At 57.5% G+C, this 26,752-nt stretch carries 18 protein-coding genes, 3 pseudogenes and 1 other annotated feature; of the genes and pseudogenes, 10 read left to right on the top strand and 11 right to left on the bottom strand.

Features of this window, described 5'->3' with window-relative positions:
• Positions 1–609: 609 nt before the first annotated feature.
• Positions 610–725, bottom strand: a sequence feature (AL1L pseudoknot).
• Between the two features lie 377 nt (positions 726–1,102).
• From AC0L3E_RS32675 to AC0L3E_RS32665, 3 genes are all read left to right on the top strand, one after another.
• Positions 1,103–2,116, top strand: a complete 1,014-nt coding sequence (locus AC0L3E_RS32675; protein ID WP_473606637.1) for a sterol desaturase family protein — start codon at positions 1,103–1,105, stop codon at positions 2,114–2,116.
• A 62-nt stretch (positions 2,117–2,178) separates the two neighbouring features.
• A complete protein-coding gene (locus tag AC0L3E_RS32670; protein ID WP_473606636.1) occupies positions 2,179–2,502 on the top strand; it encodes a 2Fe-2S iron-sulfur cluster-binding protein in 324 nt (107 codons plus the stop codon).
• Positions 2,503–2,564: 62 nt separating this feature from the next.
• Entirely contained in the window at positions 2,565–3,788 is a 1,224-nt protein-coding gene (locus tag AC0L3E_RS32665; protein WP_473606635.1) for an NAD(P)/FAD-dependent oxidoreductase, read from the top strand.
• 634 nt (positions 3,789–4,422) lie between these two features.
• On the opposite strand, the gene AC0L3E_RS32660 is transcribed toward AC0L3E_RS32665, so the two are convergent.
• Entirely contained in the window at positions 4,423–6,072 is a 1,650-nt protein-coding gene (locus tag AC0L3E_RS32660) for an ABC transporter substrate-binding protein (RefSeq protein WP_473606634.1), read from the bottom strand.
• Positions 6,073–6,805: 733 nt separating this feature from the next.
• Here AC0L3E_RS32660 and AC0L3E_RS32655 point away from each other — a divergent pair.
• Complete coding sequence (locus tag AC0L3E_RS32655; RefSeq protein WP_473606633.1) at positions 6,806–7,933, top strand: S-(hydroxymethyl)glutathione dehydrogenase/class III alcohol dehydrogenase; 1,128 nt, start codon at positions 6,806–6,808, stop codon at positions 7,931–7,933.
• A gap of 233 nt (positions 7,934–8,166) precedes the next feature.
• Positions 8,167–8,997 (top strand): sugar phosphate isomerase/epimerase family protein, encoded by an 831-nt coding sequence (locus tag AC0L3E_RS32650; protein WP_473606632.1) that lies wholly within the window; start codon positions 8,167–8,169, stop codon positions 8,995–8,997.
• Between the two features lie 1,289 nt (positions 8,998–10,286).
• Here AC0L3E_RS32650 and AC0L3E_RS32645 read toward each other — a convergent pair.
• The 7 genes from AC0L3E_RS32645 to AC0L3E_RS32615 all read right to left on the bottom strand — a co-directional run bounded on the left by AC0L3E_RS32645 (position 10,287) and on the right by AC0L3E_RS32615 (position 17,815).
• Positions 10,287–11,642 carry a Glu/Leu/Phe/Val family dehydrogenase gene (locus AC0L3E_RS32645; protein WP_473606649.1) on the bottom strand — a complete coding sequence of 452 codons (1,356 nt, stop codon included), beginning with the start codon at positions 11,640–11,642 and terminating at the stop codon, positions 10,287–10,289.
• Positions 11,643–11,755: 113 nt separating this feature from the next.
• A complete protein-coding gene (locus tag AC0L3E_RS32640; protein WP_473606631.1) occupies positions 11,756–12,391 on the bottom strand; it encodes a UPF0262 family protein in 636 nt (211 codons plus the stop codon).
• Between the two features lie 484 nt (positions 12,392–12,875).
• Complete coding sequence (locus AC0L3E_RS32635; protein ID WP_473606630.1) at positions 12,876–13,100, bottom strand: hypothetical protein; 225 nt, start codon at positions 13,098–13,100, stop codon at positions 12,876–12,878.
• Positions 13,101–13,815: 715 nt separating this feature from the next.
• Complete coding sequence (locus AC0L3E_RS32630) at positions 13,816–14,385, bottom strand: oligopeptide/dipeptide ABC transporter ATP-binding protein (RefSeq protein ID WP_473606629.1); 570 nt, start codon at positions 14,383–14,385, stop codon at positions 13,816–13,818.
• On the bottom strand, positions 14,300–14,845 hold the full coding sequence (locus tag AC0L3E_RS32625; RefSeq protein WP_473606627.1) for an ATP-binding cassette domain-containing protein: 546 nt from the start codon (positions 14,843–14,845) through the stop codon (positions 14,300–14,302). The genes AC0L3E_RS32630 and AC0L3E_RS32625 overlap by 86 nt, the downstream gene beginning before the upstream one ends.
• Positions 14,772–15,812, bottom strand: coding sequence for an ABC transporter ATP-binding protein (locus tag AC0L3E_RS32620; protein WP_473606626.1), 1,041 nt, complete (start codon positions 15,810–15,812; stop codon positions 14,772–14,774). The genes AC0L3E_RS32625 and AC0L3E_RS32620 overlap by 74 nt, the downstream gene beginning before the upstream one ends.
• A gap of 563 nt (positions 15,813–16,375) precedes the next feature.
• The gene (locus AC0L3E_RS32615; protein WP_473606625.1) at positions 16,376–17,815 is read right to left on the bottom strand and encodes an aminotransferase-like domain-containing protein; all 1,440 of its coding nucleotides are present in this window, start codon (positions 17,813–17,815) and stop codon (positions 16,376–16,378) included.
• 349 nt (positions 17,816–18,164) lie between these two features.
• On the opposite strand from AC0L3E_RS32615, the gene AC0L3E_RS32610 reads away from it, so the two are divergent.
• The 4 genes from AC0L3E_RS32610 to AC0L3E_RS32595 all read left to right on the top strand — a co-directional run bounded on the left by AC0L3E_RS32610 (position 18,165) and on the right by AC0L3E_RS32595 (position 22,458).
• The gene (locus AC0L3E_RS32610; RefSeq protein WP_473606623.1) at positions 18,165–19,382 is read left to right on the top strand and encodes an NAD(P)/FAD-dependent oxidoreductase; all 1,218 of its coding nucleotides are present in this window, start codon (positions 18,165–18,167) and stop codon (positions 19,380–19,382) included.
• Positions 19,383–19,403: 21 nt separating this feature from the next.
• Entirely contained in the window at positions 19,404–19,760 is a 357-nt protein-coding gene (locus tag AC0L3E_RS32605; RefSeq protein WP_473606622.1) for a non-heme iron oxygenase ferredoxin subunit, read from the top strand.
• A gap of 153 nt (positions 19,761–19,913) precedes the next feature.
• Entirely contained in the window at positions 19,914–20,921 is a 1,008-nt protein-coding gene (locus tag AC0L3E_RS32600; RefSeq protein ID WP_473606648.1) for an aldo/keto reductase, read from the top strand.
• Positions 20,922–21,036: 115 nt separating this feature from the next.
• Positions 21,037–22,458, top strand: a complete 1,422-nt coding sequence (locus AC0L3E_RS32595) for an aldehyde dehydrogenase family protein (protein WP_473606621.1) — start codon at positions 21,037–21,039, stop codon at positions 22,456–22,458.
• 322 nt (positions 22,459–22,780) lie between these two features.
• Here the strand turns inward: AC0L3E_RS32595 and tnpC are convergent.
• Positions 22,781–23,714 (bottom strand): annotated as a pseudogene (tnpC, locus tag AC0L3E_RS32590) (IS66 family transposase); the annotation flags it as partial.
• Positions 23,715–23,725: 11 nt separating this feature from the next.
• On the bottom strand, positions 23,726–25,159 hold the full coding sequence (locus tag AC0L3E_RS32585; RefSeq protein WP_473606620.1) for a M20 family metallopeptidase: 1,434 nt from the start codon (positions 25,157–25,159) through the stop codon (positions 23,726–23,728).
• Between the two features lie 729 nt (positions 25,160–25,888).
• Between AC0L3E_RS32585 and AC0L3E_RS32580 the strand changes: the two are divergent.
• Positions 25,889–26,116, top strand: a pseudogene (locus AC0L3E_RS32580) (hypothetical protein); the annotation flags it as partial.
• A 120-nt stretch (positions 26,117–26,236) separates the two neighbouring features.
• Here the strand turns inward: AC0L3E_RS32580 and AC0L3E_RS32575 are convergent.
• Positions 26,237–26,752 (bottom strand): annotated as a pseudogene (locus tag AC0L3E_RS32575) (ABC transporter substrate-binding protein); the annotation flags it as partial.

Genomic DNA, 26,752 nt, shown 5'->3' with positions numbered 1-26,752 from the left:
TACGCCCGTGTTTCGACAATTGCCGTCTCACGCGTTTTTACGGCTGGCGCCCGGATAAGCTCAGCAATGACCCAGGGATCAGAGGCACGCTTGCCCCGCCAGATGCGTTCGCCTTCACGTCGGATCGCACTGCCGCCTCTTTCATCGATACGTCGAGACCAATCTGTTTTGCGATGGCCTTGCTCCCTTAGATGGTTGCGCCCGGCATCCAGTCGCGTTTCCGTATTTCATCCTAGCGAGGAATAGCCACCCTCCAAAACCATGAAATTCTCAGGGCAAGCCGCTCCCGCGATTACCCCATATGAATGCGAGCTTACCAAGCAGCATCCCAATGCCAAACGTCATAGTGTTAGCGCCACGCAAAAGAGAGGCCGGCCCATAAAGGCGATTACGATCAGGTGTTGATCTGGCAGAAAATGTTTTCAGGTCAACGGAAGGCGGCTGACGCGTCCGTATTGTCCCGCCCGCCAAACTTTACGCGCGCCGTAGACGCGGTTGTTCTCTTCGAACACACCTCGGGCCGTCACCTTCAGGGCCTCATCGCGCTTCGCCCCGGCTGACAGGTATGGCCGGAATCGCGCCGGTTGCCAGCATGGTGTTGATAGGTCGAGGGGCGATCCGCAGCACCTTGCAGATAGGCTCAACCCACGCGCAGCGCGGCGATCGTCGATGAAGGCAATTATTGGCTTGGACCGGCGGTCGAGCTCACCATCGCAAAATAGGCGGACAATTGCGTAGTTTGTCATTGGCCTGTCTGAATTAGCGGGTTCTCTCCCTCGAGAGCCTTCATCAGCTCGGACACCTGGCTGGCCCTCCGGCGCCCACGCCGCTGTCTAGGTTGGAGCCTCAGGCCAACCCCGGCGCGGTTCAATGCATTACACTCAACTCTGGTTGATTTTATTTTCCTTTGAGCTCTCGGCACGCGCATCTTATGTTCTCTCAGGAGCAACGGATCGAGGCGCTGTTCAATCGGCGGCGTGCGTTGGGTGCTTTCGCTGCGGCGACGTAACGATTCTCATAGAACCTCCAGAGCTGGAAACTTCGTCGCTCGGCTCGGCGAGACAGCCTCGTTGGGCGTGCGAAGCATAGGTGAGTGACTCTCATGACACACGACACTACGAAGCCAGATGCCACGCTTCCGGGGAAATCGACCTGGAACTACCATCCCGACCTTCCGCTGGAGGACCGGTCGCTGTTCAACTTGAAACGCGGACCGATCCTTGGGCTGAAGGTACTGTGGAATTCTTGGCTACCGATATCGGATCGGTTGCTCGTGGTTGGCGTGTCATTCCTGACGTGGTTCTACCTATCGCCTTCGTTGGAAACAGCACGAACCTTTGCTTTCGATTGGATCGCGGCCGTTTATCTACGCAACCTCGCTCTGATGGTTCTCGTGGCAGGAGGGATGCATCTATATCTCTACACTTTTAAAAGACAAGGCAACCATCTGCGGTATGATGCCCGCCCCTTTCATAAGAAAAACGGCCTCTATACATTCAAAAGCCAATTCCTGGACAATGTGTTTTGGTCGATTGCTAGTGGGGTGACGATTTGGACGGCATATGAAGTTCTGGGCCTCTGGGCATACGCCAACGGCTATGCGCCGATGCTGAGTTTTTCTGAACACCCTATATGGTGTGTCCTTTGGTTTGTGGTTTTGCCAATATACGGCGTGTTTCACTTTTACTGGATCCATCGCTTACTGCATTGGGGGCCAATATATAATAGGTTTCACTCTCTACATCATCGCAACGTGAACGTCGGCCCGTGGTCTGGGATGTCGATGCACCCTGTCGAGCACATCATCTATCTGAGCTCCGTTGTAGTCCATATGGTGATTCCCTCACATCCAATACACTTCCTCTTCCACCTGCAGCAAAAGGTACTTTTGGCAATCAGTGGGCACTCTGGCTACGAGATCATGACCGCTGGAGAGGACAGCGATTCCGGACTGAAAGTAGGAGGTTTTTTCCACCAACTTCATCACCGTTATTTCGAGTGCAACTACGGCGAGGCGGAAGTGCCTCTCGATAAATGGTTTGGTACTTTTCATGATGGCACGGAAGAATCTACGGCCCGCACCCGAGCCCGCTTGAAAGAAATGCGAAAGAAGTAATACACCGAGCGCGGTTCGCCGGGTCTGCAGGTTGTTGGCACTAGAGGTCTAGGGAGATCGCGATGATCAAGATCACTTACGTGGAACATAATGGTCGGGAGCATGTTGTGGACGTTCCTCGCGGCGCCACGGTCATGGAAGGAGCCCGAGACAACGGCATCCCCGGTATCGAGGCAGATTGTGGCGGCGCCTGTTCCTGCGCGACCTGTCACGTCTATGTCGACCCGACCTGGGTGGGTAAGCTCCCGCCGAAAGAGGCGATGGAAGACGATATGCTCGATTTCGCATTCGAGCCAGATCCTGTCCGCTCCCGCCTGACCTGTCAGATCAGGGTCAATGATGCATTGGAAGGACTTGTTCTTCGCATGCCCCAAAAGCAGGTATGAGTCCTCGGACGATCGTCGAACGCTCGGGCAAGTAAGTCCCGATCTGCGGAAGGAATTTGTTCATGGCCGGCATCGTCGTCGTTGGTGCCGGTCAAGCCGGGGCGTCGCTCGCAGCCAAGGTGCGGGCCTTGGGGTACGACGGGCCGGTAACGCTTATTGGCGAAGAGCCCGCGCCGCCCTATCAACGGCCGCCGCTGTCCAAGGGCTATCTTCTTCGAGATATGGACCTGGAGCGGCTTTACCTTCGCGCACCCTCGTTCTGGAAAGAGAATGAAATCAAACTCAAATTGTCCGCACCTGTTACGTCGATCGATCGGTCGGCTAAGACACTGTTCGCGGGCGATGAATCAATCCCTTATGAGAAGCTTGCGCTGACAATGGGCTCCGGCCCACGGCGGATCCCGGCGACGGCGGGCGGCGATTTGAGAGGCGTGTATACGATTCGAACGCTCGCCGATGCCGACGCAATGGCTACAGAATTCCAACCCGGACGGAAGCTGCTTATTATCGGGGGCGGGTATCTCGGGCTCGAGGCCGCCGCCGTCGGGATCAAGCTTGGGCTTGAGATTACGCTGATTGAGATGGCCCCCCGGATTCTCCAGCGTGTCGCGGCGCCGCCAACGTCCGACTTTTTCCGTAATCTGCACTCCAAGCATGGCGTTAAGATTCTTGAGAATGTGGGACTAGACCGTCTGACCGGGCCAGGCCGGGTTTCCTGCGCCGTGCTCTCCAATGGCATGGACATCCCGGTTGATTTTGTCATTGTTGCCATTGGGGTCACGCCTAGAACCGGCCTCGCCGAGGAAGCGGGCCTTGAGATCGAAGATGGCATCCGCACCGACTGCCAAGGCCGAACTTCGGACTCCAGCATTTGGTCAGCCGGGGAGTGCGCCTCCTTCCCTTATGACGGCAGGCGCATCCGACTTGAAAGCGTCGGCAATGCCATCGACCATGCCGAACTGGTCGCCAGAAACATCCTTGGTGCGTCCGAGAACTACGAGGCTAAACCTTGGTTCTGGTCGGATCAATTTGACGTCAAGCTGCAGATAGCTGGCTTGAATACCGGTTACGATCTGATCGTCCAACGAAAGGGCGATCATGATCGGTCACTGTCGATTTGGTACTACGGCGGAATACGGCTCCTGGCTGTCGATGCAATGAACGACCCGCGCTCCTACATGGTCGGCAAACGGATTATAGAAGCTGGGCAGACCGTTGCACCCGAGCACATAGCGGATCCTTCGAAGGATGCCAAAGCTGTGTTATCACTTGCAACGGATTTGTGAGATTCGTTCCCTGCAGCAAGACATGCTCCAAGGCTTCCCGAAGTAATATGCACGTTGATCACGCTTAGTGCGCCGCAAGGCCGGATCGTTGCCAACGTCGCGCCGTCACCTACGACGCGACCCTTAAGCAACTGCGTTTCGGGAGCGCTTCCAATTAGAGGGACCGAATACCGCTCGCAGGTGGGTCAGCGAGCAGAGGGCATGCCGGAGCCTATGCGGGCCCTTCAGCCACGGTCGGAAAATGCGGAAGCGCTTTCGAAGATACGGATCGGAACCGGATGCAAGTTACTGCATGGAGTATAGATGTTCAAAGGGACAAGGCAGTCCTTCAGAGCACAAGCAAAGCTGGAAAGCGGCTTCATCACGCCTGGTTACTACCGATGCTTGGTCCCTTGTACTGACAATGAGTCGGCAGCTGCCATCGACGTGAGAGACGAGGCCTGCCGAAGCCCGCGCTCGAGCACGATGCTTCCTCGTTCTCTTCCTTCAGCCAAAAGGTCGTCGTGCATCTGCTGCACCAACTCGTCGTCGGAAAGGCTCGGCGAGGATGATCGTCGGACATTGATTTTCAAAATGGGCCGGCAGCTGCCGAAGTGAAAAAAGTGCCGGCCCAATGCGCCCCCACGAGACGGGCTTAGGCGTCCAGCCACACGTTCTGGAACTCCATTGTGTAGGTCGGGTGCATGGCGTAGTTCTTTACCTTCTTGTTCATGTGGCAGTAGAGCTTCGTCCAGAACGGCTGGATCATGATGCCGGACTCCTGCAGGATCTGCTCGACGTCTTTCATGACTTCCTTGCGTTTGGCAACGTCTGTCAGCGACAGCGCGTCTTTGAGCTTGGCGTCGAAATTAGGGTCGGAGTAGGCCGTCTCGTTCCAAGCCTCCCCAGTGCGGTATGCCAATGCGAGGACCTGAACCCCGAGCGGGCGCATGTACCATTGCGTTGTGGAATAGGGGTATTTGTTCCAGTCGTTCCAGTAGGTCGAGGCCGGTATAACGGTGCGCTTAACCTTGATACCGGCTTCGCGCAATTGAGCAGCGATTGCGTCACCGGTGTTCTTTTGCCATTCGTCGCCGATCGAGATTATCTCGTGCTCGAAGTCGGCCTGTCCAGCATCCATCATCAGCTTCTTGGCACCCGCAATATCGCGCGCTTTTTTCGGGAGCGGATAGTACTCTGGATGAATGGGGCTCACATGGTGGTTCTCGCCGACTGTGCCATGGCCACTGTAACCAAGCTGCAGTACGGCGGTGTTGTCGACTGCCATCTGCAGCGCGTTGCGCACCCGTTTGTCGTCGTAGGGCTTGTGGGTCGTATTCGTCCGGCAAATCAAGGTATTCGCTGTATCGATTTCGGATTTGACCAGGCCCATCTTGTCCATGATGTCGATGAAGTCCGACGGCGTCTCAAAATTAAGGTCGATCTCACCGGAATCGAAAGCATTCACCGAGGCACTGAAATCGGCGCCGTAGTCAATGAACTCGACACTGTCGAGGGGCGCTTCGCCACCCCACCACCTGCCGTTCTCGCGACGCTTGACGACCGCCTTGGAGCCGACCTCATAGGACACCAGTTCGAATGCTCCGGTACCGATGGGCTTCTTGATCGGGTCGGCGCCGTCCTTGTCGAAGTCACGATGTACGACAAGCGCCGGATAGTCAGTGAACCCTGCTATCAGCGTAATGTCGGGCGCGGAGAGCTTCAATTTGACCGTATGGTCGTCGACCTTAGTAATCGCACCGTCCCTAGCTTTGCCGGTCTTGACATCGACCAACCCGCTGACACGTCCCGCCATGGAATTGCCCGAGACATCTTTCTCGCACCAGCGATTTAGGTTGGCGACCACATCCTCAGCACTGAAAGCATCGCCATTGTTCCAGGTAACGCCTTTCCGCACATGCAGCGTGTATTCGGTGGCGTCGTCGCTGACATCCCAGCTTTCGAGCAGAACTGGCTCAAAGGTGAACTGGCGCGTGTAGCGGATGAGCGGCTCGAGCCACGAGCGGGTGACGTTTGCCATTTCCGTCCAGTCATAGGTCCGAGGGTCCTTTTGACCTTTAACGAACATTGAGACGCGCAGCGTTCCGCCCTTCTTTGGCTCTTCAGCCGCGGCTTTTGTGGGCGCTGCAAGACCGATCATGCCGTAGGCAACTGCGGTAGACGCGCCGAAGGCAGTCGCGAGAGCCAGAAATTCACGCCGATCCATACGACCCGCATGCGTCTGTTCCGCCATGGCCTTAATTGCAGCTGGAACTCGCTCGCCGTTGCTCTTGAAAACTCCCATGTGCTTTCCCCTTTACGCCTTTGTTTATGTTGATATGCCTTTGCGAACATTCTGCGTGTATTCGGTTGCTTCCCTCGCTGACATTCTAGTTTCGAAAAAACGCGGTTCAATGTGTATTCTTGAGTGGCTCTACCAGCGGTTCCAAGAACTGCCGATAATGTCGGAGGTCATGTCGTTAATCACTTACCCTGGGATCCTGGGCATAAGTCTGCCATCCCTGTCGCAGTACCTCATCTGGCCCTCCGAGATAGAAGATGGTTAGCTGGCGAATGCGCAAACCACCGGCTTTGCCTCAGGGTACTCGCCGATGAATATAGGGTGAAATCATATGTTGCGATTACGGGCTTCTGAAAGGCGAAAAAAAAACGACCGATATAATCGCAGTTTATGCCTAAGAATGTAGCCGTCGCCATCGGACGCGTCTGTCGAGTCCTCTATAGGATCGGCAGTGACGTCGGTTTCGAGAGCTGCGACACAGGATTCGCCCAGCACGGCTCGCCACTCAGCAGCAAGATCATCCATGGATCCTAAGCACCTCGGACTTTTAACCGCCGGACGGGCCAAGCGCGGTGCTGCTTGCCTTGCATCGACCCGAGAGGCTATCAGATCAAAGTTGATTTCCGATGCTGTCTCTCCCAAAGTTCAAATGGCCCGTAAGCCACATTGGAAACGGATAGCTCCCAGACGACCACCTCTGGGACCTCGCCCTACTATAACCCATAAGGACATTGATATGGACGTACGCGCGGCCGTTGCCGTTCAGGCCGGAAAACCCCTTGAAATCATGACCGTGCAGCTCGATGGGCCGCGCGACGGCGAGGTGCTGGTCGAGATCAAGGCAACCGGCATCTGCCACACCGACGAGTTCACTTTGTCGGGCGCCGACCCTGAAGGCCTCTTTCCAGCGATTCTTGGCCATGAGGGCGCCGGCATCGTCGTCGACGTCGGCAAGGGTGTCACCTCGGTCAAGAAGGGCGACCATGTCATTCCGCTCTATACGCCGGAATGCCGGCAGTGCCCGTCGTGCCTGTCGCGCAAGACCAATCTGTGCACCGCCATCCGCGCCACGCAGGGGCAAGGGTTGATGCCGGACGGCTCGTCGCGCTTCTCGATCGGCAAGGACAAGCTCTTCCACTATATGGGCTGTTCGACCTTCTCGAACTTCACCGTGCTGCCCGAGATCGCGCTGGCCAAGGTCAATCCCGACGCTCCCTTCGACAAGATCTGCTACATCGGCTGCGGCGTCACCACCGGCATCGGCGCGGTGATCAACACGGCCAAGGTCGAGCAAGGGGCGACATCAGTCGTCTTCGGCCTCGGCGGCATCGGCCTCAACGTCATCCAGGGCCTGCGCCTTGCCGGCGCCGACATGATCATCGGCGTCGATCTCAACAACGACAAGAAGGCCTGGGGCGAAAAATTCGGCATGACGCATTTCGTCAATCCGAAGGAGATCGACGGCGATGTTGTGCCTCACCTCGTCAACATGACCAAGCGCGGCGCCGACCAGATCGGCGGCGCCGACTACACCTTCGACTGCACCGGCAGCACCAAGGTGATGCGCCAGGCGCTGGAAGCCTCGCATCGCGGCTGGGGCAAGTCGGTCGTCATCGGCGTGGCCGGTGCCGGCCAGGAGATCTCGACGCGGCCGTTCCAGCTGGTCACCGGGCGCACCTGGATGGGCACTGCCTTTGGCGGCGCACGCGGCCGCACCGACGTGCCAAAAATCGTCGACTGGTACATGGACGGCAAGATCGAGATCGACCCGATGATCACCCACACGCTGAAGCTCGACGACATCAACAAGGGCTTTGATCTCATGCACGAGGGCAAGTCGATCAGGAGCGTTGTGGTCTATTAACGCCAGGGAAAAATCTCACTACATCGAATGGGGGGACTTGGACAGCGCAACGGGCCAGCTTGACGTGGCAAATATCCTGGGATTAAGCCCGGCCATGCCTGAGCTCTCCAGCTTAACCGAAGCGCGAGCGCGCGCACGAATGAATCGACTGCACCCGCCCAGGCCCGGTTTGGCGAAGCCGCTCAGGACGCGCAAAGCTACCAAATGGGGTTATCAATGATACTGGAGGTCTGATGCAACAACTTAAGGTTCTTCAATCGCTCTGGGCGATGGAACGACGGGAGCCTGATGGGTTTGAGCGAACGCTAGACGAGAACCTCCGCATGATTGCGGACGGATCCTTCGATGGCGTTAGCGCTTTTGTTGGGAATAAGGAGCAGACACAGGCGCTTCAAGGGGCTCTAAGGGGAACCGGCCTGCTTCTCGAAGCATGTGGGGCACCTGCCACCGATGATGATTTGAAGCTTCAGATCGATTTAGCTGGTGAGCTTGGCGCACTGCATTTCAATGTGCAACCAGACGTAAGGCTGCGCCGGCTAAGCGACGGAGTCGATCTTATTCAGCGTTGGATAAAGATAAGCGAAGACGCTGGTCTGCCTGTCTACTTCGAGACACACCGCAATCGACTCACGACCGACCTATTCTACACCCTCGATTTGTTGGAAGCCGCGCCCAACCTTCCGCTTCTCGCGGACCTGTCGCATTTCCTTGTAGGTCGTGAATTTGCGTGGCCAGTGAGCGACGAAAATCATCGACTGATTGAGCAGATCTTGGATTCCTCATGGGCATTTCACGGCCGAGTGGCATCACGCGAACAGGTCCAAATCGAGATTTCCTTCCCCCATCACCAGATGTGGGTGGATCTTTTCGCGGGATGGTGGCGCTACGGCTTCGCTAGCTGGCGCCGCCGCTCGAAGTCTGACGCCATACTAAGCTTTACGTGCGAGCTTGGACCACGTCCCTACGCAATCACAACACGAACTGCAAATGACTCGACAGACCGGTGGGCCGAAGCGTTGCTGATGCGCGATCTGGTAAGGGACATTTGGAGTGCGCCGACATAAACTCGCACCGAGCGCCTGACGCCGGAATTTCCCATTCGCAACCGGCCGCTCAGGGCCAGATCGGGCGGTTTGTAGCAAGTGTTGTTATCAATGACCACCTGCAAATCATATGGCTTATCCATAGCCTGTGTGCGGCATATGTTCGTTTGTTTCGGCCTCAGATCTCACCAAACGATTTTCTCAAAAACGGGGACGTTATGGCGAACGTCTACACGCTGACATCGATTTCACCGTATTCGAAGCACTCTGAACCGTGGAAGGGTCGCTGCCAATAGTTGCACCTCGTCGAGATAAGCTTCGCCGCCCCACCAGCTTCCGTTCGTGGCGGCGCGTCAAAGGCGCATCGTGCTCTGAGAACGACATCCCTCGGCCATGCGTCCGCCGGCCGGCTGTCCGTTCCAGAGGCGCTTTTGATGGAAGAAGTTGGTGCGCGAGAACCGCTGCGAAAGAGAGTTGCCGCCGCCGCTGGCGGCGCGATCATGCTCAAGCCTGCCGAACAGACCCACTCGTGGCGGGCGCAATGTTTGCCTCGCTGGCGCCGGCTATTGCCTTCGAAGACCCTGACCAGGCGGTCCGTGAGGCGATACGATCTCTGGGCTTGCGACCTATTTAGCGCGTATGGCATGTCGCCGAGGCGCTTGAATATGAAATGGTCGGCTTCACACCGGACGCATGTTCTCGAAAGCCGCGCGCCCTGCGGCGCCACCAAGCACTCAGGCATCGGCCGCAAGGGGCTCCAGGATTGTCTCGAGATGAAATACGTCTGCATAGCCGGAATATGAGCCCGACGGAGGTGAGCCGCTACTCGTAAGCTTGCCAGGAGAGCACGAGCTCGAGAGTCATCACACGCCCACTGCACACGTACGACGTGTGCCCTCGCACCAGACCTTGTAAAGGTCAGCCCGGCCCCGACGTGCCAAGCATGCAAGGTCTCGTTCGGACTGTTGGCGATCACGCCGATGGCGATCATATGGGGACCATGTATCCACGGCGACGAACTTCAGTAGGAACCGTCGAGCGCAAGAGTGGTGCCGTCACCTTCCCGGATTCGGCAAAGGCTCTCCTGCAAAGTAGGGACATGAGCGGTTGTCACTCCGGCCAGCTGTGGGGGGATGGACATGCCAAACGATCCCCTTGGACAGGTCCAATTGTTTAGTGCGACAAAAAAGCCCCTGCCGGCAGGGAGGTGGCACCGGCAGGGGCCGCGCAAGCATCACGGCCGATCGAGACGTGACGACTGCGGCAATCTGGACGTCAAAGCAGGAGCTACGGTCATTCTAGGACCATTCTCAGATACCTATAGCCTCATAAGCCGCAGCGATCCTTCGAATGGCCGCGACGTAAGCCGCTGTCCTGTAGTCACCAAGGTCCGGCTGCTCCTCAAGAAGGTCCGCAATATTGGCCCAGGCGCTTCGCATGACGTCCTCGAGGCCGGAGCGAACCAGGTCGATCTCGGCGCCGCCCTCCAAAAATTCGTCGCGCATGTCAGCGGGGAATGTCTTGCCGGTCATTCGCTCGAGCGCTGTGGCAATGGTGTGATTCCTCCGCTCGCGCCGCCGCCTCTCCATCAAGCCGAAAGGTATGTGAGTCAAATTCTTCACCCATTCGAAATAACTCACCACGACGCCGCCCGCATTGACATAGAGATCGGGCAGGATCGACGCTCCTCGGGAGCGTAGAATTCGATCGGCCCGGTGCGTAACCGGGCCATTGGCAGCTTCAACAACGAGGCGGGCCTTGATCCGCTCGGCGTTTTCGACGTGAATGGCATTCTCCATCGCAGCAGGAATAAGGATATCGCATTCCTCTTCAATTCCGCTCATGTCGCCTGCGAAGGAAGTGGCGCCGTCGAAACCGAGAATGCTGCCGGTGCGCAACTGATGCTGTTTCAAAGCTTCGACGGGCAGGCCTTCGGGATTGGAAACAAAGCCGTCGCGTTCGGCGATCAGTACAATCCGCGCTCCATCGTCTTCTGAAAGGAATTTGGCGGAGTGGTAGCCCACATTGCCAAAGCCCTGAACAATGACACTTGCCCCCTTCAGATCTCGCCGCCCGCAAATTCCCGGGCTACGCGAATCGCGCAGATAGCATTGGATGGCGAACTGCACTCCGCGACCTGTCGCCTCCGTGCGTCCAGCGATGCCGCCCTTAGAGATCGGCTTGCCGGTCACACAAGCGCGCGCATTCACGACATCAGTAGGATTGGCACGGCGGAACTCATCGACCATCCAAGCCATCTCGCGCTCGCTGGTGCCTACATCTGGCGCAGGCACGTTGAGACCGGGTCCGATCAGGCCACGTTTGTTCAACTCCTGAGTGAATCGGCGGGTGATGCGTTCCAGCTCTTGCGGCGCCCACTCGCGTGGGTCGATCTTGAGTGCGCCTTTTGAACCTCCAAACGGTACATCAACCAGCGCGCATTTCAGCGTCATCAGCGCGGCGAGCGCCTCCACTTCTTCAGCATCGGAATCCGGTGCATAGCGAATGCCCCCTTTGACGGGCTCACAGTGTTCGCTATGCACCGAGCGCCATCCGACAAAGCTGTACATACGGCCGCGCAATCTCACCCCGAAGCGGACCGTGTATGTGGAGTTGCACTGTATGATACGCTCGGCAAGTCCCTCGGGGAGGTCCAGGAAGGCCATGGCAGTTCGAAAGTTCAGATCGATGCTCGCCAAAAAGCTCGATGCGGGATTTGGGGCCAAGGCATCCATAAAGTGCTCCGTAGATCGACTAGAGATCGCGTTGCTTGCACTGCTCAGCGAATACTACTTATGCCCACTGCGCTGTTCATTCTGATGCCAACCTCACGAGCGGATGTACTTCGCATGAGCAGAACGTAAACCAGCGTAAATAGCTGTCGGGCGGTATCGTTATCGATAACCAACTTGTCGGCGAGCCTCCTCCTCAGGAATTCGGCGCCCTCTTCGCGAAGGGCACAACGTGCTCCATCAATCTTTGCAAGCGCAGCAACGCTCGCGCGCGGCATGGCATCGTAATAGTTCTCGCAGGTGAGAACGTAATGCTTGAGGAACTTCTGCATCGGAATGAGTGAAATCTGATAGGTATTCACGTTGACGCGCCTTTCGGTGGCGACCTGGATAGCGAGTTCGTCACGGTCCAGCGCGAGATGTAGTCGGTATGGGCCGCGATCATGGCCGACCGGGATAAAAACATTGCTTCGGATCAGATGCGCGACGGCAAGAGAACGGTCCCGTTCGATGTGTTCGTTGCGGCTGAACGGCCCCCTAAGCGAAACCTCACATATGGAAGCCCTCGTCTTCTCCGCGCTCACCCCCTGTGTCAGCCCCAGCGCGAACCGCTCCACAAACACGTCGTTCTTCGGTCCGATCTTCACCTGACTATTGCGGGCGATGGTATCGTCTGGTTTCAAAGCGTGTCCCTTCATTCGGATCCACTTTGCGGTTCACGGTAGAAACCGAGGAATGGCAGGCGTTTCCAAGTGGGTGTGGTGCACTTGGATTTAGGCCAACACCTTGGACCCGGTAAGGGGGAAAAAACGATGGATCGGTATAAGATCAATTTATGTGTGTAGGTACTCTGCCGGCTGCTTCGAGGACACCGGGAGAGCAATAGGGCACGCGATCAAGGTGTTTGCGCCGGCATTGCCGGCTAACGATCGCACGATAAGCACGTTGAGCTTGCTGGCCATGCCCGTGTTCGATGCCGTTTACCTTGGTTGAACGTAAGGTCGGCTAAAGCCGGAAGGATCGACAGTCAGCAAGTCAAAGACGGTTCGCCGCGCCCAATTGGCACGCACACTGCGAGACTCCGCTCGCCCTCGGGACGCGAGTATGCCACGAAACGCCTGTCCTGCAATGGCGTGCGACGAGATCGTCATCGGGCCACAGTCTTCTTCACCTTGCGCCGAACAGGATGGTTGCGCTGTGACCGCGATGGTCGTCGCTCTCGAGCTTCAACTTTGTTTCGCCACCGTCTTGCCGATCGGAAACCCTCGTCATCCCTCTCAATCCCAGAATGTAAGCGAATATCCATTCGAAAAGCAGCGACAGAATTCCCGCCGCGACGAGATCGCACGGGATGAGAAGGGCATAGTCGAAGCTGACCCGCAGAAGGGTCACCCAAGACTGTCCCGACTATCGTCAGGCATCATCGATGATTTGGTCGTCCTTTGGCTTCTTTGGCTACCCAGAAGCGCTCAGCAGGAATCCAGGCGCGACAAGGGCTGTCTTCCGATGTAGCGATCGTGCGATCTTGTCTCGGCCGGCAGTTTCTGAAGCAAGCGATGAGGTGTCCTGCCCGACTTCCATTGCTGACCCCGACGAATACCGGGCTAAGTGGGGACTCCGAACTAAGCCGCTGCGCACTCCGCTTTAGCCAAGACCGGGCCTCGCAAGAAAGCCTGACGAACCCCACAGTCTGAAAGAGGACCCGCAAAAAGGCCGCGGCCTAATTATCCAAACGCTCCCTTGGCCACAGGGATACCCCGACTTTCACTGAGCATACTCACGAACTCGGCGAATTTAGACGCATCGTACAACACCATGCGGTGGTCGCTGGCTGTCTCGAATCCGGGAAGGGTCTCGGCTACATAGCTTCCGCCACCCAGAGGCCCGGCAGGAGACTGAGCTCACTGCCGGGCCGGCACGCCTTGGGAGGAGGCGGCGTAAAACGAAGTTCTATTCGCCCTGGATTGCCTTTCGATCAGACCGATGGCTGGCTATTCGTACTGGCCCCTTTGGCGCCACGACTGGCACTGCGAACACCGTGATAAGATCACGTCGTCGACGTAGAACCTCCTTTTTCGCTCCGCGACGGCGGAGCGGCTTAGTCCAATCAGAGCTTTTCCTGGGTTCCGGGCTCCAGGCCTGCGTTGATCCGGTCGGAAATCTGCGAAACCGGCCGCTGCTCTAACGCTACCTCGGTTTCGCAGGTGAGCGGGAAATGGCATTTGAAGCGATGCTCCGCGTTATCCGAGTTAGCTGCAGGCTCGGGGAAAATCCGGCTGCAGATTTCCTGCGCGTACTGGCACCGCGTGTGGAACTCGCAGCCGGTTGGCCGCCTCAGCATGCTCGGCACCTCCCCTTTGATTTCAATGCGGTTGAGAACGGCATCGGGATCGGGCACCGGATTGGCCGAGAGCAAGGCCTGCGTATAAGGATGGCGGGGATGATCGAAGATGTCTTGGGTTGAGCCAATCTCGACAATGCGCCCGAGATACATGATCGCCATACGATCGGCCATGTGGCGGACTACGTTGAGGTTGTGGGTGATGATCAGGATGGCGATCCCGAGTTCATCCTGGAGGCGAGCAAGCAGATTAAGCACCTCGCCCTGGACCGACACGTCGAGCCCAGCTGTGGGCTCGTCGGCGATGATCAGGTCTGGGTTGAAGCGCAAGGGCACGAGCGACGCTGACACGCCGGGCCTGACCGCCGGAGAGCTGGTGGGGATAGCGGCGCCCAAAGTCGGCCGGCAAGCCGACCGTGCGCAACAGGCGCTCCGCTTCGGCACCGGGATCGCGATTGCTCACGCCGTGTATGCGGAATGGCTCGGTGAGCAGGGACTGCACGGTCAGCCGCGGCGAGAGGGAGCCGACGGGATCCTGGAACATCATCGTCATGCGTCGCAGGTGGGACTTTCGTTCGGCCGCTTTGAGGCCGATAAGTTCCTGCCCGTCGAAACGAATGCTGCCGCCAAAAGCCGGCTGAAGGCCGATGATCGTGCGCGCGATGGTGGATTTGCCAGATCCGCTTTCGCCGACGAGGGCAAGCGTCTCGCCCTTGCGGATTTCAAAGGAGACGCCGCACACAGCGTCGATGAAAGGGTCGGCCGTGCCCGTGGTGAGCGCCTTCAGCGACCCCATGGTGCGGAATCGGACGCGCAGGTCCTGGACACTCAGCAGCGCACTCATGCCGCAACCATCCCAGCTCGATCGAGCAGATGGCATCGTGCGACCTGGTCAGCAGCGACACGGTATTCGCCAGGCGTCTCATGTACGCAGCGATCGAAAGCGTGAGGACACCGCGGTCGGAAGATACATCCCTTTTTGATTCCGAGCAGGCTGGGGACGTCTCCGGGTATGGTCGGCAAATTGCGCGTCCGTTGTTTGATCCGTCCAGGATCGCACTCAAGCAACGCCCTTGTGTAGGGATGGCCGGGATTATGGAAGATGTCGCGCACACCTGCTCCACCACCTCGCCCGCATACATGACGGCAACTCGGTCGCACAATTCAGCGACGACGCCGAGATGATGGGAGACAAACAGGATGGAGCAACCGATCTCCCTTTGCAGATCCTTGAGCAGGTGGATGATCTGAACTTCCAACGTTGCATCAAGCGCTGTGGTCGGCTCGTCGGCGATGAGCAGCGCCGGTTTCACCAGAAGTGCCATGGCAATGCAGATGCGCTGGCGCATACCACCAGAGAACTGATGCGGATAATTCCCGATGCGGCTTTGCGGATCGGGAATTCCGACGCGCTTGAGCATGTCGACGGCTCGGTCGCGCTTTTCAGTACGGTCTCGTTGTTCGTGGTGTTGGATATCGATCATCTGGCTCTCGATCGTCCGCACCGGATTGAGCGCTGTCATCGGATCCTGGAAGATCATGGAGAGGCGATCACCCATCAGACTACGTCGCGCCTGCGCGGTCAGTGTGAGTAGGTCGCGGTGCTCAAAGACAATGCTGCCGGCGGTAACCTGAGCGTTTTCCGGAAGCAGCCCCATTACCGTATAAGCAAGCGTGGATTTGCCGGATCCACTCTCCCCGACGATGCCGACTATCTGTCCGGTCGGCACGTCCAGTGATACGTTGCGCAGTGCCCGCCACATAAGTTACTTCCGGCGGGGGCAGATGTGGCGTGTCGTGGGTGAAGTCTTCACGTCCATGCTCGCGCTGCCAGAACCACAGCGGTCTGGCTTCGCTCGAAAGTCAAGGGTACCCCTTCATAGTGTAGAGCCAGAGAGCGAGGACATGCGGCAGACAGTTTCGTCGCAATTTGGCTTGACTATGGAGAACCCGCTCCGCGACCCATTTCAGCGAACTGCGCGTCAGCTTGCAGCCACGCAAATCGATAAGCGGTCGCTTTCGCCGAGGCACATTCCCCTGAGGCCTTCGGCTCGGCGTCGTTCGAGTTGGGAAGCCAGCAAAGTGCCTGCCTCAAGAGAAAGCGTCGATGCTGGCCCGAGCAAGACCGCGCTCCTCACAAAGCCAGGTTGCGCGGGCAGCTCGCAGGTGCATACGGTATGGATGGTAACTCCAAGTTGCTCTGCGATTTACCCGGCCTTCAGCCCCTTTGACGCCCAGCCGTCGGCGACGTGTTGCCCATCGCCCTGCGACTGCCGGAGAATGCACGAGACTGCGCAGCAGCCTCAACGCTTCGATCTGATGGTCATCACCGTTCGACTGACCTGTGCATCATCTCACCCAGTTGGGCCAGATAAGTTTCGTTCTGAGGGGTCCATGGGAACGAGAAGTTAAGCGCTACGAAATTTCGGAAGGAGGCCTCGATCGAGAAGATAGGACCTGGAAGAAAACTGAAGTTTGATTCTACCGCTCGAAGCAAAGCACTAGTAGCATCGAACCCGACGGGCCCTCGTACCCAGCACATAAACCCGCCGACCGGGGGCGACACAACACATTCACTTGGAAAATATTCCGCGATCAAATCGAGGCCCCGTTGCATTCTATCGGCAAGTGTGCAGCGCAATTGCCTCAAATGTCGATCCTGACTACGGGTAGCCAGAAAAGTGGCGATTGCGCGTTGGACAATACCATCACCGCTGTTCAGCCCGTGTGTATACTGGTGAGTCATCAAACGTCGCGTGTGAGTGCCGGCAATTATCCAACCCAATCCATACGCTGGGGGGAACGAGGCCATGAAACTCCCGAATTGCACCACGATATCAGAGGGATCGTGTTGCTTGAACGAAGGCTGCCTGCTGCCATCGTAGTTGAGATCGCTGAACATGTCATTTTCAAGGATAAGCACCTGGTGTTGGCGAGCGATTTCCACGACACGGCGCATAGTTTGCTCGGAATATGTCACGCCTGTGGGATAGTGATGGGAGCCCATAAGCAATGCCACACGAACCGAATTAGAACGAACAAGATGCAGGAATTGTTCGGCATCGATGCCCGAGCGCGGGTGGGAATAAAGTTCTACGACGGAGAGGCTTTTGCGGTTCAATCCGGCCAGCATTGGAAAATAAGAAGGACTTTCGACAAGAATGACGTCACCTGGCTTGGTAAATGCATTGAGGCACATGTCGAAGCACGACATGCCCGTGTTCCCGACAACGATTTCCCCATGTGATACGACGCTTCCTCGCCTTGATGCGCGGCGCGATATTTCATGTCGCAACTGCACGTCGCCTTGTGGCGAATCGCACCCAACAAGCCGGGTCTCGCCCTGGCGCAAAAGCTGGCGCAGCAGGCGGTCTATGTCGCTGCGGTCGAATAGGTCCGGACTCGGGTAGAAGCTGCCGAATGCGTCAAGGTCATTTGAATACCAAATATGGAGCAAAGCCTCAGGCAAGTTTTTTACCGCATCTCCACCGACATCATGGGCGTTGTTCTCTGGATCTGTCACTGGCGCCTGTACACCGGCGACATAGAAGCCAGACCGGGGCCGGGCCTCGCAAACCCCCTCAGCCTCTAAGAGCTCATATGCATGATGCACTGTCATCGGGCTGTAACCGGTATCTACGCTTAACTGCCGAACAGACGGCAGGCGATCACCGCCCCTCAGAGTCCCTGTGCGAATGCGACGCTTGATGAGGTCAACGACAGATTCGTAGCGGCGCATGGCCGATGTCTTAGGAACATGGGTCATAGGATTGGGATTCCTATCGTAACTGGCACCTGCGGTCTCTGCACAAGAAAGCCGTTTTACCTTTAAACGTACAACGGGTGGCAGTCCGATCCCTTCGCGGTGACTGAGCCCATCACCGCCTTTGCCCGCGATCGCACAATATGGATTCTTCTGACCGGTAAAATGCGCAAAAGCCGCCTATTCCATGGAGCACAGCTTCGGCCGAGGAGCGCTTCTAGGCATTGCTTTGGAAACTCGGCCGTCTGTGCTGAACGAATTTGCAGGGATTTGACACTGGTGCATCTCCAAGGTTTTTGGTTTTGTTGTCATGTTGGTAACGTTCAAAGTTGCCAAGCGCTGAGGAAAGTTTATGGAAACGGTCGTTATCATCGGAGGAGGACTAGCAGGACATCGTGCTGCCACAACGCTCGCCGAGCTGTGTCCTGAGCAGCGCACGGTCCTGATTCATGGCGAGAGCGGGACACCCTATGACAGGCCGCCGCTGTCCAAGGACTTTCTCTTGGAGGGCAAGAGGCCGACTCTCAAAGGGTCTCAGCTGTATGCAGACCGCGTCGTTTTGCGAAATGGAACGAAGGCCACGTTCATCGACCCTCTTCGACGCATCGTCCATACTGATAACGGTGATCCTGAACACTACGACAAGCTTTTGATCGCCACGGGATCTCGGGTCCGGCATTTGGAGAACTTTAGTGTGGACCCGGCACAAGTTCACTATTTGCGCACCGAATCAGACGCTTCGCGGTTACGTGCGGCTCTTGCGCCAGGCCAGCGGCTGGCAGTCATCGGCGGCGGCTTTATAGGACTGGAGGTATCGGGGATCGCTCGCCGCTTGGGCTGTCAAACAACGGTCTTTGAGCTGGCACCACGACTGCTGCCGCGCAGCGCCTCGCTCTCTTTATCAGAATGGGTCGCGACGCGTCACGCGAGCGAAGGTGGTGAGCTCCGTTTGAACTGTGCAAATCTGCGCATGTCGAATAACTCAAAGGGCGAGGTCGTTCTGACTTGGGATGGGGGGTCGGCCGTTGCTGACATGGTCCTTATTGCCATCGGGATCGGGCCGAATGCGGAAATCGCCGCTGACGCCGGCATCGACACCGCGGACGGGATCGTCGTGAATGCACGCTGCGAAACGTCTATTCCGGGAATATATGCTGCCGGAGAAGTGACGAACTATCCTGTGCCCGCGCTTGGCCGGCGGCTACGCAGTGAGAGCTGGACTGTGGCCGGCGATCAGGCCGTTGTGGCCGCACAAGTAATGTGCGGTCTGGATGCCCAGTATCAGGACCTACCTTGGTTCTGGTCCGATCAGTGCGGCGTAACCCTCCAGTCACTCGGACTGCCAGCCCTCGCGACGCGCCTGTATCGCATCGGGGACGTCGCGAGCGAGCGGTGGCTGGAGATTGGCACCGATGACCATGGACGTTTTGTCAGTGCCGTGGGGGTCAACCCTGGTCGTGACATGACGCAGCTTCGGCGAGACGCAAAGGCTGCCAAGCCCATATCGCCGGATATTATTAGCCGGGCCGAGCAAGTCGATCCGTCTGACTTATACCTGGCAGCTGGCTAATTACGGCCATCGGAGTGAACTGTGACAACAGCAGAAAAGAACATAGATACTGCGCCGCAAAATTCTGAATGGATAATTCTTTGCGCCATTTCCGATCTTGAAGAGGATACCGTAACGCCGGTCGAAATCGACGAAAATAGGATTGCTATCTACCTGATCGACAACAAAGTATATGCGACCAATAACGTGTGTTCACACGCGTTCGCTCTCCTTTCCGACGGCTGGCTGGAGGGGACCCTTATCGAGTGCCCTTTGCATGGTGCTCAATTTGAAATCACCTCGGGAGAAGTGGTTCAAGGCCCGGCTGACTGCCCGATCACTGTGTTCGAGACCAAGGTCGAAGGCGGCCAAGTCCTGGTGCGTCTTCCCGTAGCGTGAAGTCGCGCCGTAACTGGGGCCGAAGCACGCTGTGTACATTGTGCCCGCGCACGTATTCGAGTGCCTATGACAGCGCTTGGGCAGACGGCATCGTCTTTCGCACCAGGTGCCATCGGAGATCTGTCAGATCTCTTGGGTCGTGTATGCCCTGGGTTGCATCGACCAGCTCAAGTTGGGGAGGAACGGGGTGGATTAGTCAACGTTGGAAGGACCGGCCTCAAGGTCTCTCGGATCTGTCTTGGCTGTTTGAGCTTCGGCTTGGCTGAGCGGCGCTGGGGTTTGAGCGAGGATCAGAGCCGACCGATCATAAAGCGCGCGATCGAAGGCGGAATCAATTTTTTCGATACCGCCAACACGTACGGGGACGGCGCGAGTGAGGAGGTTCTGGGCCGAGCAGTGCATGATTATGCACGGCGGGACGAGGTAGTGATCGCGACGAAGGTCTACTACCCGATGCGGGCCGATCCAAACGGACGCGGCCTGTCACGCAAGGCGATCATGGCGGAGGTGGAGGCGAGCCTGCGCCGCCTCAACACCGATTACATCGACCTTTACCAGATCCATCGCTGGGACGACGCTACTCCTATCGAAGAGACGCTCGACTCACTACACGACGTCGTGAAATCCGGGAAGGTTCGGTATATCGGTGCATCCTCAATGGCCGCATGGCAATTCTGCAAAGCGCTCCAAATCGCCGGCAATCATGGTTGGACCCGCTTTGTCTCTATGCAGCCGCACTACAGTCTTCTTTATCGCGAGGAGGAACGCGAGATGCTACCTCTGTGCGAGAGCGAAGGTGTCGGCGTCATATCGTGGAGCCCTCTTGCGCGCGGGCGTCTCGCCCGCCCTTGGCAGGAAGAGCCAGATACCCTTCGCGGCCGCACCGACGATATCGGTACGGACATCTACGCCCAAACCCAGGAAGTGGACAGGATAGTCGTCGACCGTCTTACGTCGCTATCGCAAACTCGGGGCCTCCCTCATGCGCAGCTTGCCTTGGCGTGGCTTCTTTCGAAGCCGGTGGTGACTGCACCCATCGTCGGCGTGACGAAGCTGCAACATCTCGAGGACGCGTTCGCGGCCGTCGGCGTGAAGCTATCGGAAGATGAGGTCAAATTACTCGAGGCGCCGTACGTGCCACATCCAGTTTCAGGACTTTAGCTATAGGCGACGGGGACCGCAGCGAGAAAGAGCGACGCGATACATTTCAAATCAATCTCAATCGCGGACAGCCTTTGATTTTGCCACAGGATTCGATCAAGCATAGGAGCGGTCAATGGTTCAGCGCATGAAATTCTACATCGATGGCATATGGGCGGAGCCCGCGTCGCCGAACCGGATGGCCGTAGTCAATCCTGCAAACGAAGAGACAATGTATGAGATAGCTCTCGGGTCGAAGGCTGATGTAGATGCGGCGGTCGATGCCGCCAAACGGTCATTCAAGGACTTTTCCAACACATCACGCGACGAGCGCCTCGCACTCCTGGGACGAGTTATCGACGTTTACCGTTCAAGGATCGCAGACATTGCGGCATCCATTTCCGACGAAATGGGCGCACCTTTGGGGCTTGCAGAAAGAGAACACGCTGCGGCAGGCTTGGCCCATTTTGAAACGATACGCAGTGTTCTTGAGAAGTACAGCTTCGAGGAAACGATCGGCTCGGCGTTGGTCGTCCGAGAACCAATTGGTGTAGTGGGGATGATTACGCCGTGGAACTGGCCCATGAATCAGATCGGGTGCAAAGTCGCAGCAGCGCTCGCGACCGGCTGCTGCATGGTCCTGAAGCCTTCTGAGTTTACGCCAAGTTGCGCATTGATCTTTACAGAGATTTTGCATGAGGCTGGCGTGCCCCCCGGTGTATTCAACCTCGTCAATGGCTTAGGGCCTGAGGTTGGTGTTGCAATGAGCGAGCATCCTGACATCGACATGATGTCCTTCACTGGTTCGACGCGCGCGGGCGTAGACGTGGCCGTCCGCTCTGCCGCCACCGTCAAGCGTGTCAGCCAAGAACTGGGCGGAAAGTCGCCCAATATCATTTTGGATGATGCAGATCTTGAGCAGGCTGTCGCTAGCGGTGTCGCCTATATGATGCTCAATACTGGCCAGTCATGCGACGCACCCAGTCGAATGATTGTCCCCGCAGACAGGATGCGGGAGGCCGCGCGCATAGCGAAAATGGCTGTGGAGCAGATGAGGGTCGGGGACCCGCGAGCGGTAGCCACCACCCACGGACCCGTCGTTAATCGGACTCAGTGGGAGAGAATTCAAGCGTGGATTGAAAGGGGTCTTGCAGACGGCGCGACGTTGGTTGCAGGCGGCACAGGCCTGCCAGAGGGCATTAGTAAAGGCTACTATGTGCAACCAACCATTTTCGCAGACGTAACGTCCGAAATGGCAATCGCGCAGGAAGAGATTTTCGGCCCTGTTTTGGTGCTGATGAAGGCTGAGGATGAGGCGCACGCGATACGCATCGCCAATGATACCCCGTATGGTCTTGCCGGCTACGTTACGTCTGGCTCGATCGAGCGTGCTCGCAACGTTGCTCGGCAGGTGCGCGCGGGCAGTGTCAACATTCAAGGGGCGTTTCCTGAGTTGGCGGTGCCATTCGGTGGATATAAGAGATCGGGAAACGGCCGTGAATGGGGAAGGTTCGGGATGGAAGACTTCTTAGAGACAAAAGCGATCGCGGGCTACTAGTCGAGTCATCACGGGCGTCTCTTGGCGGGAAAGTAGCAGAGCAACTCCATCCAGCCGTTCGCGATGTCGGTGAGGCTCTGGATGGAACTGCGGCGAGCTGGGCGACGAGGCACGGCGCCACGATGAACCTGGCGCCGGATTTTCCGATTCCGCCGAGTCCGATGGAATGCTCAGTGGCAGGCGGGCGCCGCATGTCGGCATCGGAGACTTCCCAAGCCTTCCCTCGGGTCGGTCCCAGCGTCCTCTCGATTGTGCCTCGCTCATCGCCAGCAATTTGCCTACGATGGAATGTGATTCAATCGGCATATGACCTCGTAGCCGGTTAAGCTCCCCTCGGATCTTGCCAGACGGAGGATGAGTTTGCCGCGCACGCCGCGGCGGCGAAGACTCGAGGGTCAGGTCCTGGATGAGCGCTTCGCTGACGTCGAGGTCCCTGGCGACGTGCCGGGTGGGCTGCGATGCGCGCCAGGATATCGATGAGCCAGGCCTGAGGGTCGATGTCATTCAACTTGGCGCTGGCGATCAGGCTGTGGAGAACGGCAGCGCGCTGTTCGCCGCGATCGGAGCCGCAGTACAGCCGGGAATTTCTGCCGAGAGCGATGCCGCGCAGGGCTCGCTCGGCTGCATTGTTCGATAGGCAGATCCGCCCTATCGTCGAGGGTGTGAAGGATGACCAGCGGCGCAGCATGTAGTTGAAGGCCTTGGTCAGATCGTGTCCGCGCGAGAGCTTGTCGCGCGTCTCGATCATCCAGCGCTCGAGTTCGGTGACCAGCGGCACGCTCCGCTCCTGGCGCACGGCGTAGCGTTGGGCCGGCGACTCGTTGATCTCGCGCTCGATATCGAACAGGGCATCGATTCGCTTCACGGCTTCAACCGCGAGCGGATTGTTGGGCTTCTCGCCGCGCGCCATCTTGCGCGCCGCGGCTTCGATATCGGCCAGCTCGAACACTTTGCGCCGGCTGTGAGCCCAACAGCTGGCTTCCATAACAGGCGCGGGCTGACGACCCGTCGCATAGAGATCGCTATAACCGCCATAGGCATCGGCCTGCAGAATGCCGCTCCAGCCGGCGAGATGCGCCGCGGGATGTTCGCCTCGACGATCGCGGGAATAATAGAACACCGCGCCGGCGGATCGGCGCCGCCGAACGGTCGGTCATCGCGCACATAGGTCCATAATCGGCCGGTATCGCACTGCCCTTAGCCAAGACCGGCACCGTCGTGTCGTCGCTGTGCCGACGTGAAGCGACCAGCACATGGGGCGAGGCCTTTATGGCGCCTTCCCACGCAAATCACTTGGCGTGACGTCCAAAGGTATTGGGCAGAGATATGGGCGCCCCCCCCTTTGTTGCTTCAACTCCGTCTTTGCACGAGCGATGACTTCTGGATTGCGTATGCAATCTGCCGCCGTAGAAGCCATCACCTTGGCAGCCAATACCATCCCCTTGTGGGCTGCAGGCAAATCGCCTTGGGTGACGAGCTGCCAACTGTGGAAGGACGTGCCAATAGCGAAACAGGCTGTTAGACACTGTGCAGTGGGCACAATCCAGCTAACGTCGCCCACATCTGTCGAGCTCATATCGAATTGGTCTGTCCCCAAGGGCAAGAGGCTATCGTGGAGGACCTTGTCCTTCAACGAAATATCGCGCCCCGCGACGCTGGCCAGCGCATCTTCCTCCGTCAGCGCCATCTTGCGAAGCTCCTTGGCGAATTCATAGTCAGCACTGTCAAAGGGGGGCGGGCCGACACGGCGCATGTTCTCGTACATGAGATCATACAGGGCTTTGTTGGGCAAAACGTTGGAATAGCCGCCAGTGATTTGCACCTTCACCGATGTCTCGGTCATAAGCGCAGCACCTTCTGCAATCTTTTTCACGCGCGCGAACACCTGCTCAGCATCTTGCAAGTTCGGAGAACGAATAGAATACGATGACTCGGCATACGCCTGCACTGTGTTAGGGAACTCGCCGCCGGCGTTGGTAATGGCATAGTGCACGCGAGCGTTTGAGGGCATGTGCTCGCGCATGTAGTTGACGCCAACATTCATTAACTCGACCGCGTCGAGCGCGCTGCGCCCCAAATGTGGATCGACCGCCGCGTGCGCAGCGCGACCGGTAAAGGAGAAACGAGCCCACTTTGCAGCGTTGCAGGATTTTGTTAACACGTCGTTGGCCACTGCTGGGTGCCAGCAGAAGGCAACATCGAGATCGTTAAAAGCGCCGGCTCGAGCCATAAAGGTCTTACCCCCTCCAGCTTCCTCTGCCGGGCAGCCGTAAAAGCGCACTGTACCTTCAATACGTTCCGCTGCGAGCGCATCCTTTAATGCAACTGCTGCAAGCGCCGAGCCAGCGCCGAGAAGATTATGCCCGCAGCCATGACCTGGTCCACTACCGTCGGTCGAGCTGAGTTCAGTCGCGCCCGAGACTTGAGCAAGACCGGGAAGCGCATCGTATTCGCCGAGGATGCCAATGATGGGGCTGCCCTCGCCGAACTCGGCGATGAAGGCGGTAGCGATGCCGCCGACATTCCTGGTGATGCGAAAACCTTCGCGGTCGAGCATAGCGATGTGCTCTGCAACCGAGCGATGCTCCTCAAATGCTAATTCTGGCATTGCCCAGATGCGGTCGCTTAAAGCGCAGTAGTCGGCGGCTTTCGCATTCACGCGGCGGACGATTTCATCAAGGCTGAGGGGGTCATTTTCCATAGTTATTGAAGTCCCTGAGGTTACGGCTATCGTTACGGCAAGCAGGCGTTGAGTTTCCTACCGATAGACCCGTTTGCTACACTTTATATTTCTAGTTAGATACTTTATTGCAGTACTGAACCTCTTCATTGCATGGGGATATTTGCAACCAGCGTGATTGCGCCTATTGCAGCATTTGGCGAGGCATTTGACATCGGAGTCTGGGCGCATGAATTTCGGCGGCGGCACGGTGACAACGAGACCCCTCCCAACAATAATATTGCTCGTCGGTCTCTGTGATTATCCGAGCCCGGATTCTATTCTCTTCGATGGCCCGCTCCGCCAAGCAAAGTAGGCATCAAGCTCCAACCAATTTGTAGATGCAGATATCGGACAATTGCATCATTACAGCGCCACCGTCAGGTGCCTAAGTGACAATGGCCAGCCTGACTCCCAGAGTAATCATAGGGAGCGCGTGTCTGCGCTAATCTGCGTTCATCGCGGTCCTGCTTGACAGTTCCAACTCAGTACACCTGCAAAACCTAGATCGAGTATCCTTATAACGAGCTCGTCCGAGACGACATCGACGCCGGAACGCCAGTAGTGTGGTTCGAGCAACGCCGCGAGAAAATGCTCGTCACTATCGTGCAGCCGCCCGTCGCGTAGTCGCCCACTATGTTCTCAGGCGCGACTGGCTTGCCATTGCATCATTGCATCATTGCATCATTGCGTCTGCTCGGAACGGCAATTTTGTCGCAGGCCCGGCTCGAAGGTTCTCACGGGAGCGCCGCGACGACTGAGGCGGATCCGTTGAGCGATACAACATAGTTAAGTCAAAGCCTGAGGGCTCAGGCCCGGCGCTACGGCATCAACCAGAAGACGGTGGCGAAGTGGAAGAACCGGACCTCGGTGGCTGATGTGCCGACTGGCACGGAAGAACCAAGGTCGACGGTGCTGTCGATCGACGAGAAGGCGATCAACATCGTCGCTGGCTACTTCCACATCGATATCGCCGAGGTTGACGCAGAACCATAGAGTGGTCAGCTATCATGGCAAATGCGTTTCACGATGGGCGATGACAAGTCGAATTCGCCCTAGTCACGCCACAAGCCAGCAACGCTGAAGGGCATAGCCTCCCGACAGTTCGAAGTTCGAGTCGTTGACCCAGCCCCCGATGTTCGGGCCGGTCGCGTCGATGTAGTCGTTGAACATTGGCGCGATAACGCCACCCTCGTCGCGGACGATATGACCCATGTCTGCATAGAGTTTCCTACGCTTGCCGACATCGTGTTCGCCGCGTGCCTGGACCAGCATTTGGTCGAAATTTTCGTTAAACAAGTGCGTTTCGTTGTAGGTAGCCTTCGAATAATAGGCAGTGGAATACATCTGATCCTGCGTGGGACGGCCGGCCCAATTAGACTGCGAGAAGGGCATCCTGAGGTATTCTGACCAATAGCCGTCGCCAGGCTCACGCTTAACCTCAATGGTGATCCCCGCGTTCCCCGCGCTTCGCTGATAGAGTTGGGCGGCGTCGATGGCGCCGGGAAAGGCTACTTCGGAAGAATGAAGCCGGATCGAACCAGAATGACCGGACTTCTTGTAGTGGAAGGCGGC

This window comes from Mesorhizobium sp. WSM4822, from assembly GCF_055811155.1.
The sequence above is the reverse complement of the archived record's forward strand: the minus strand, read 5'-3'. Positions and strand labels throughout refer to the sequence as shown.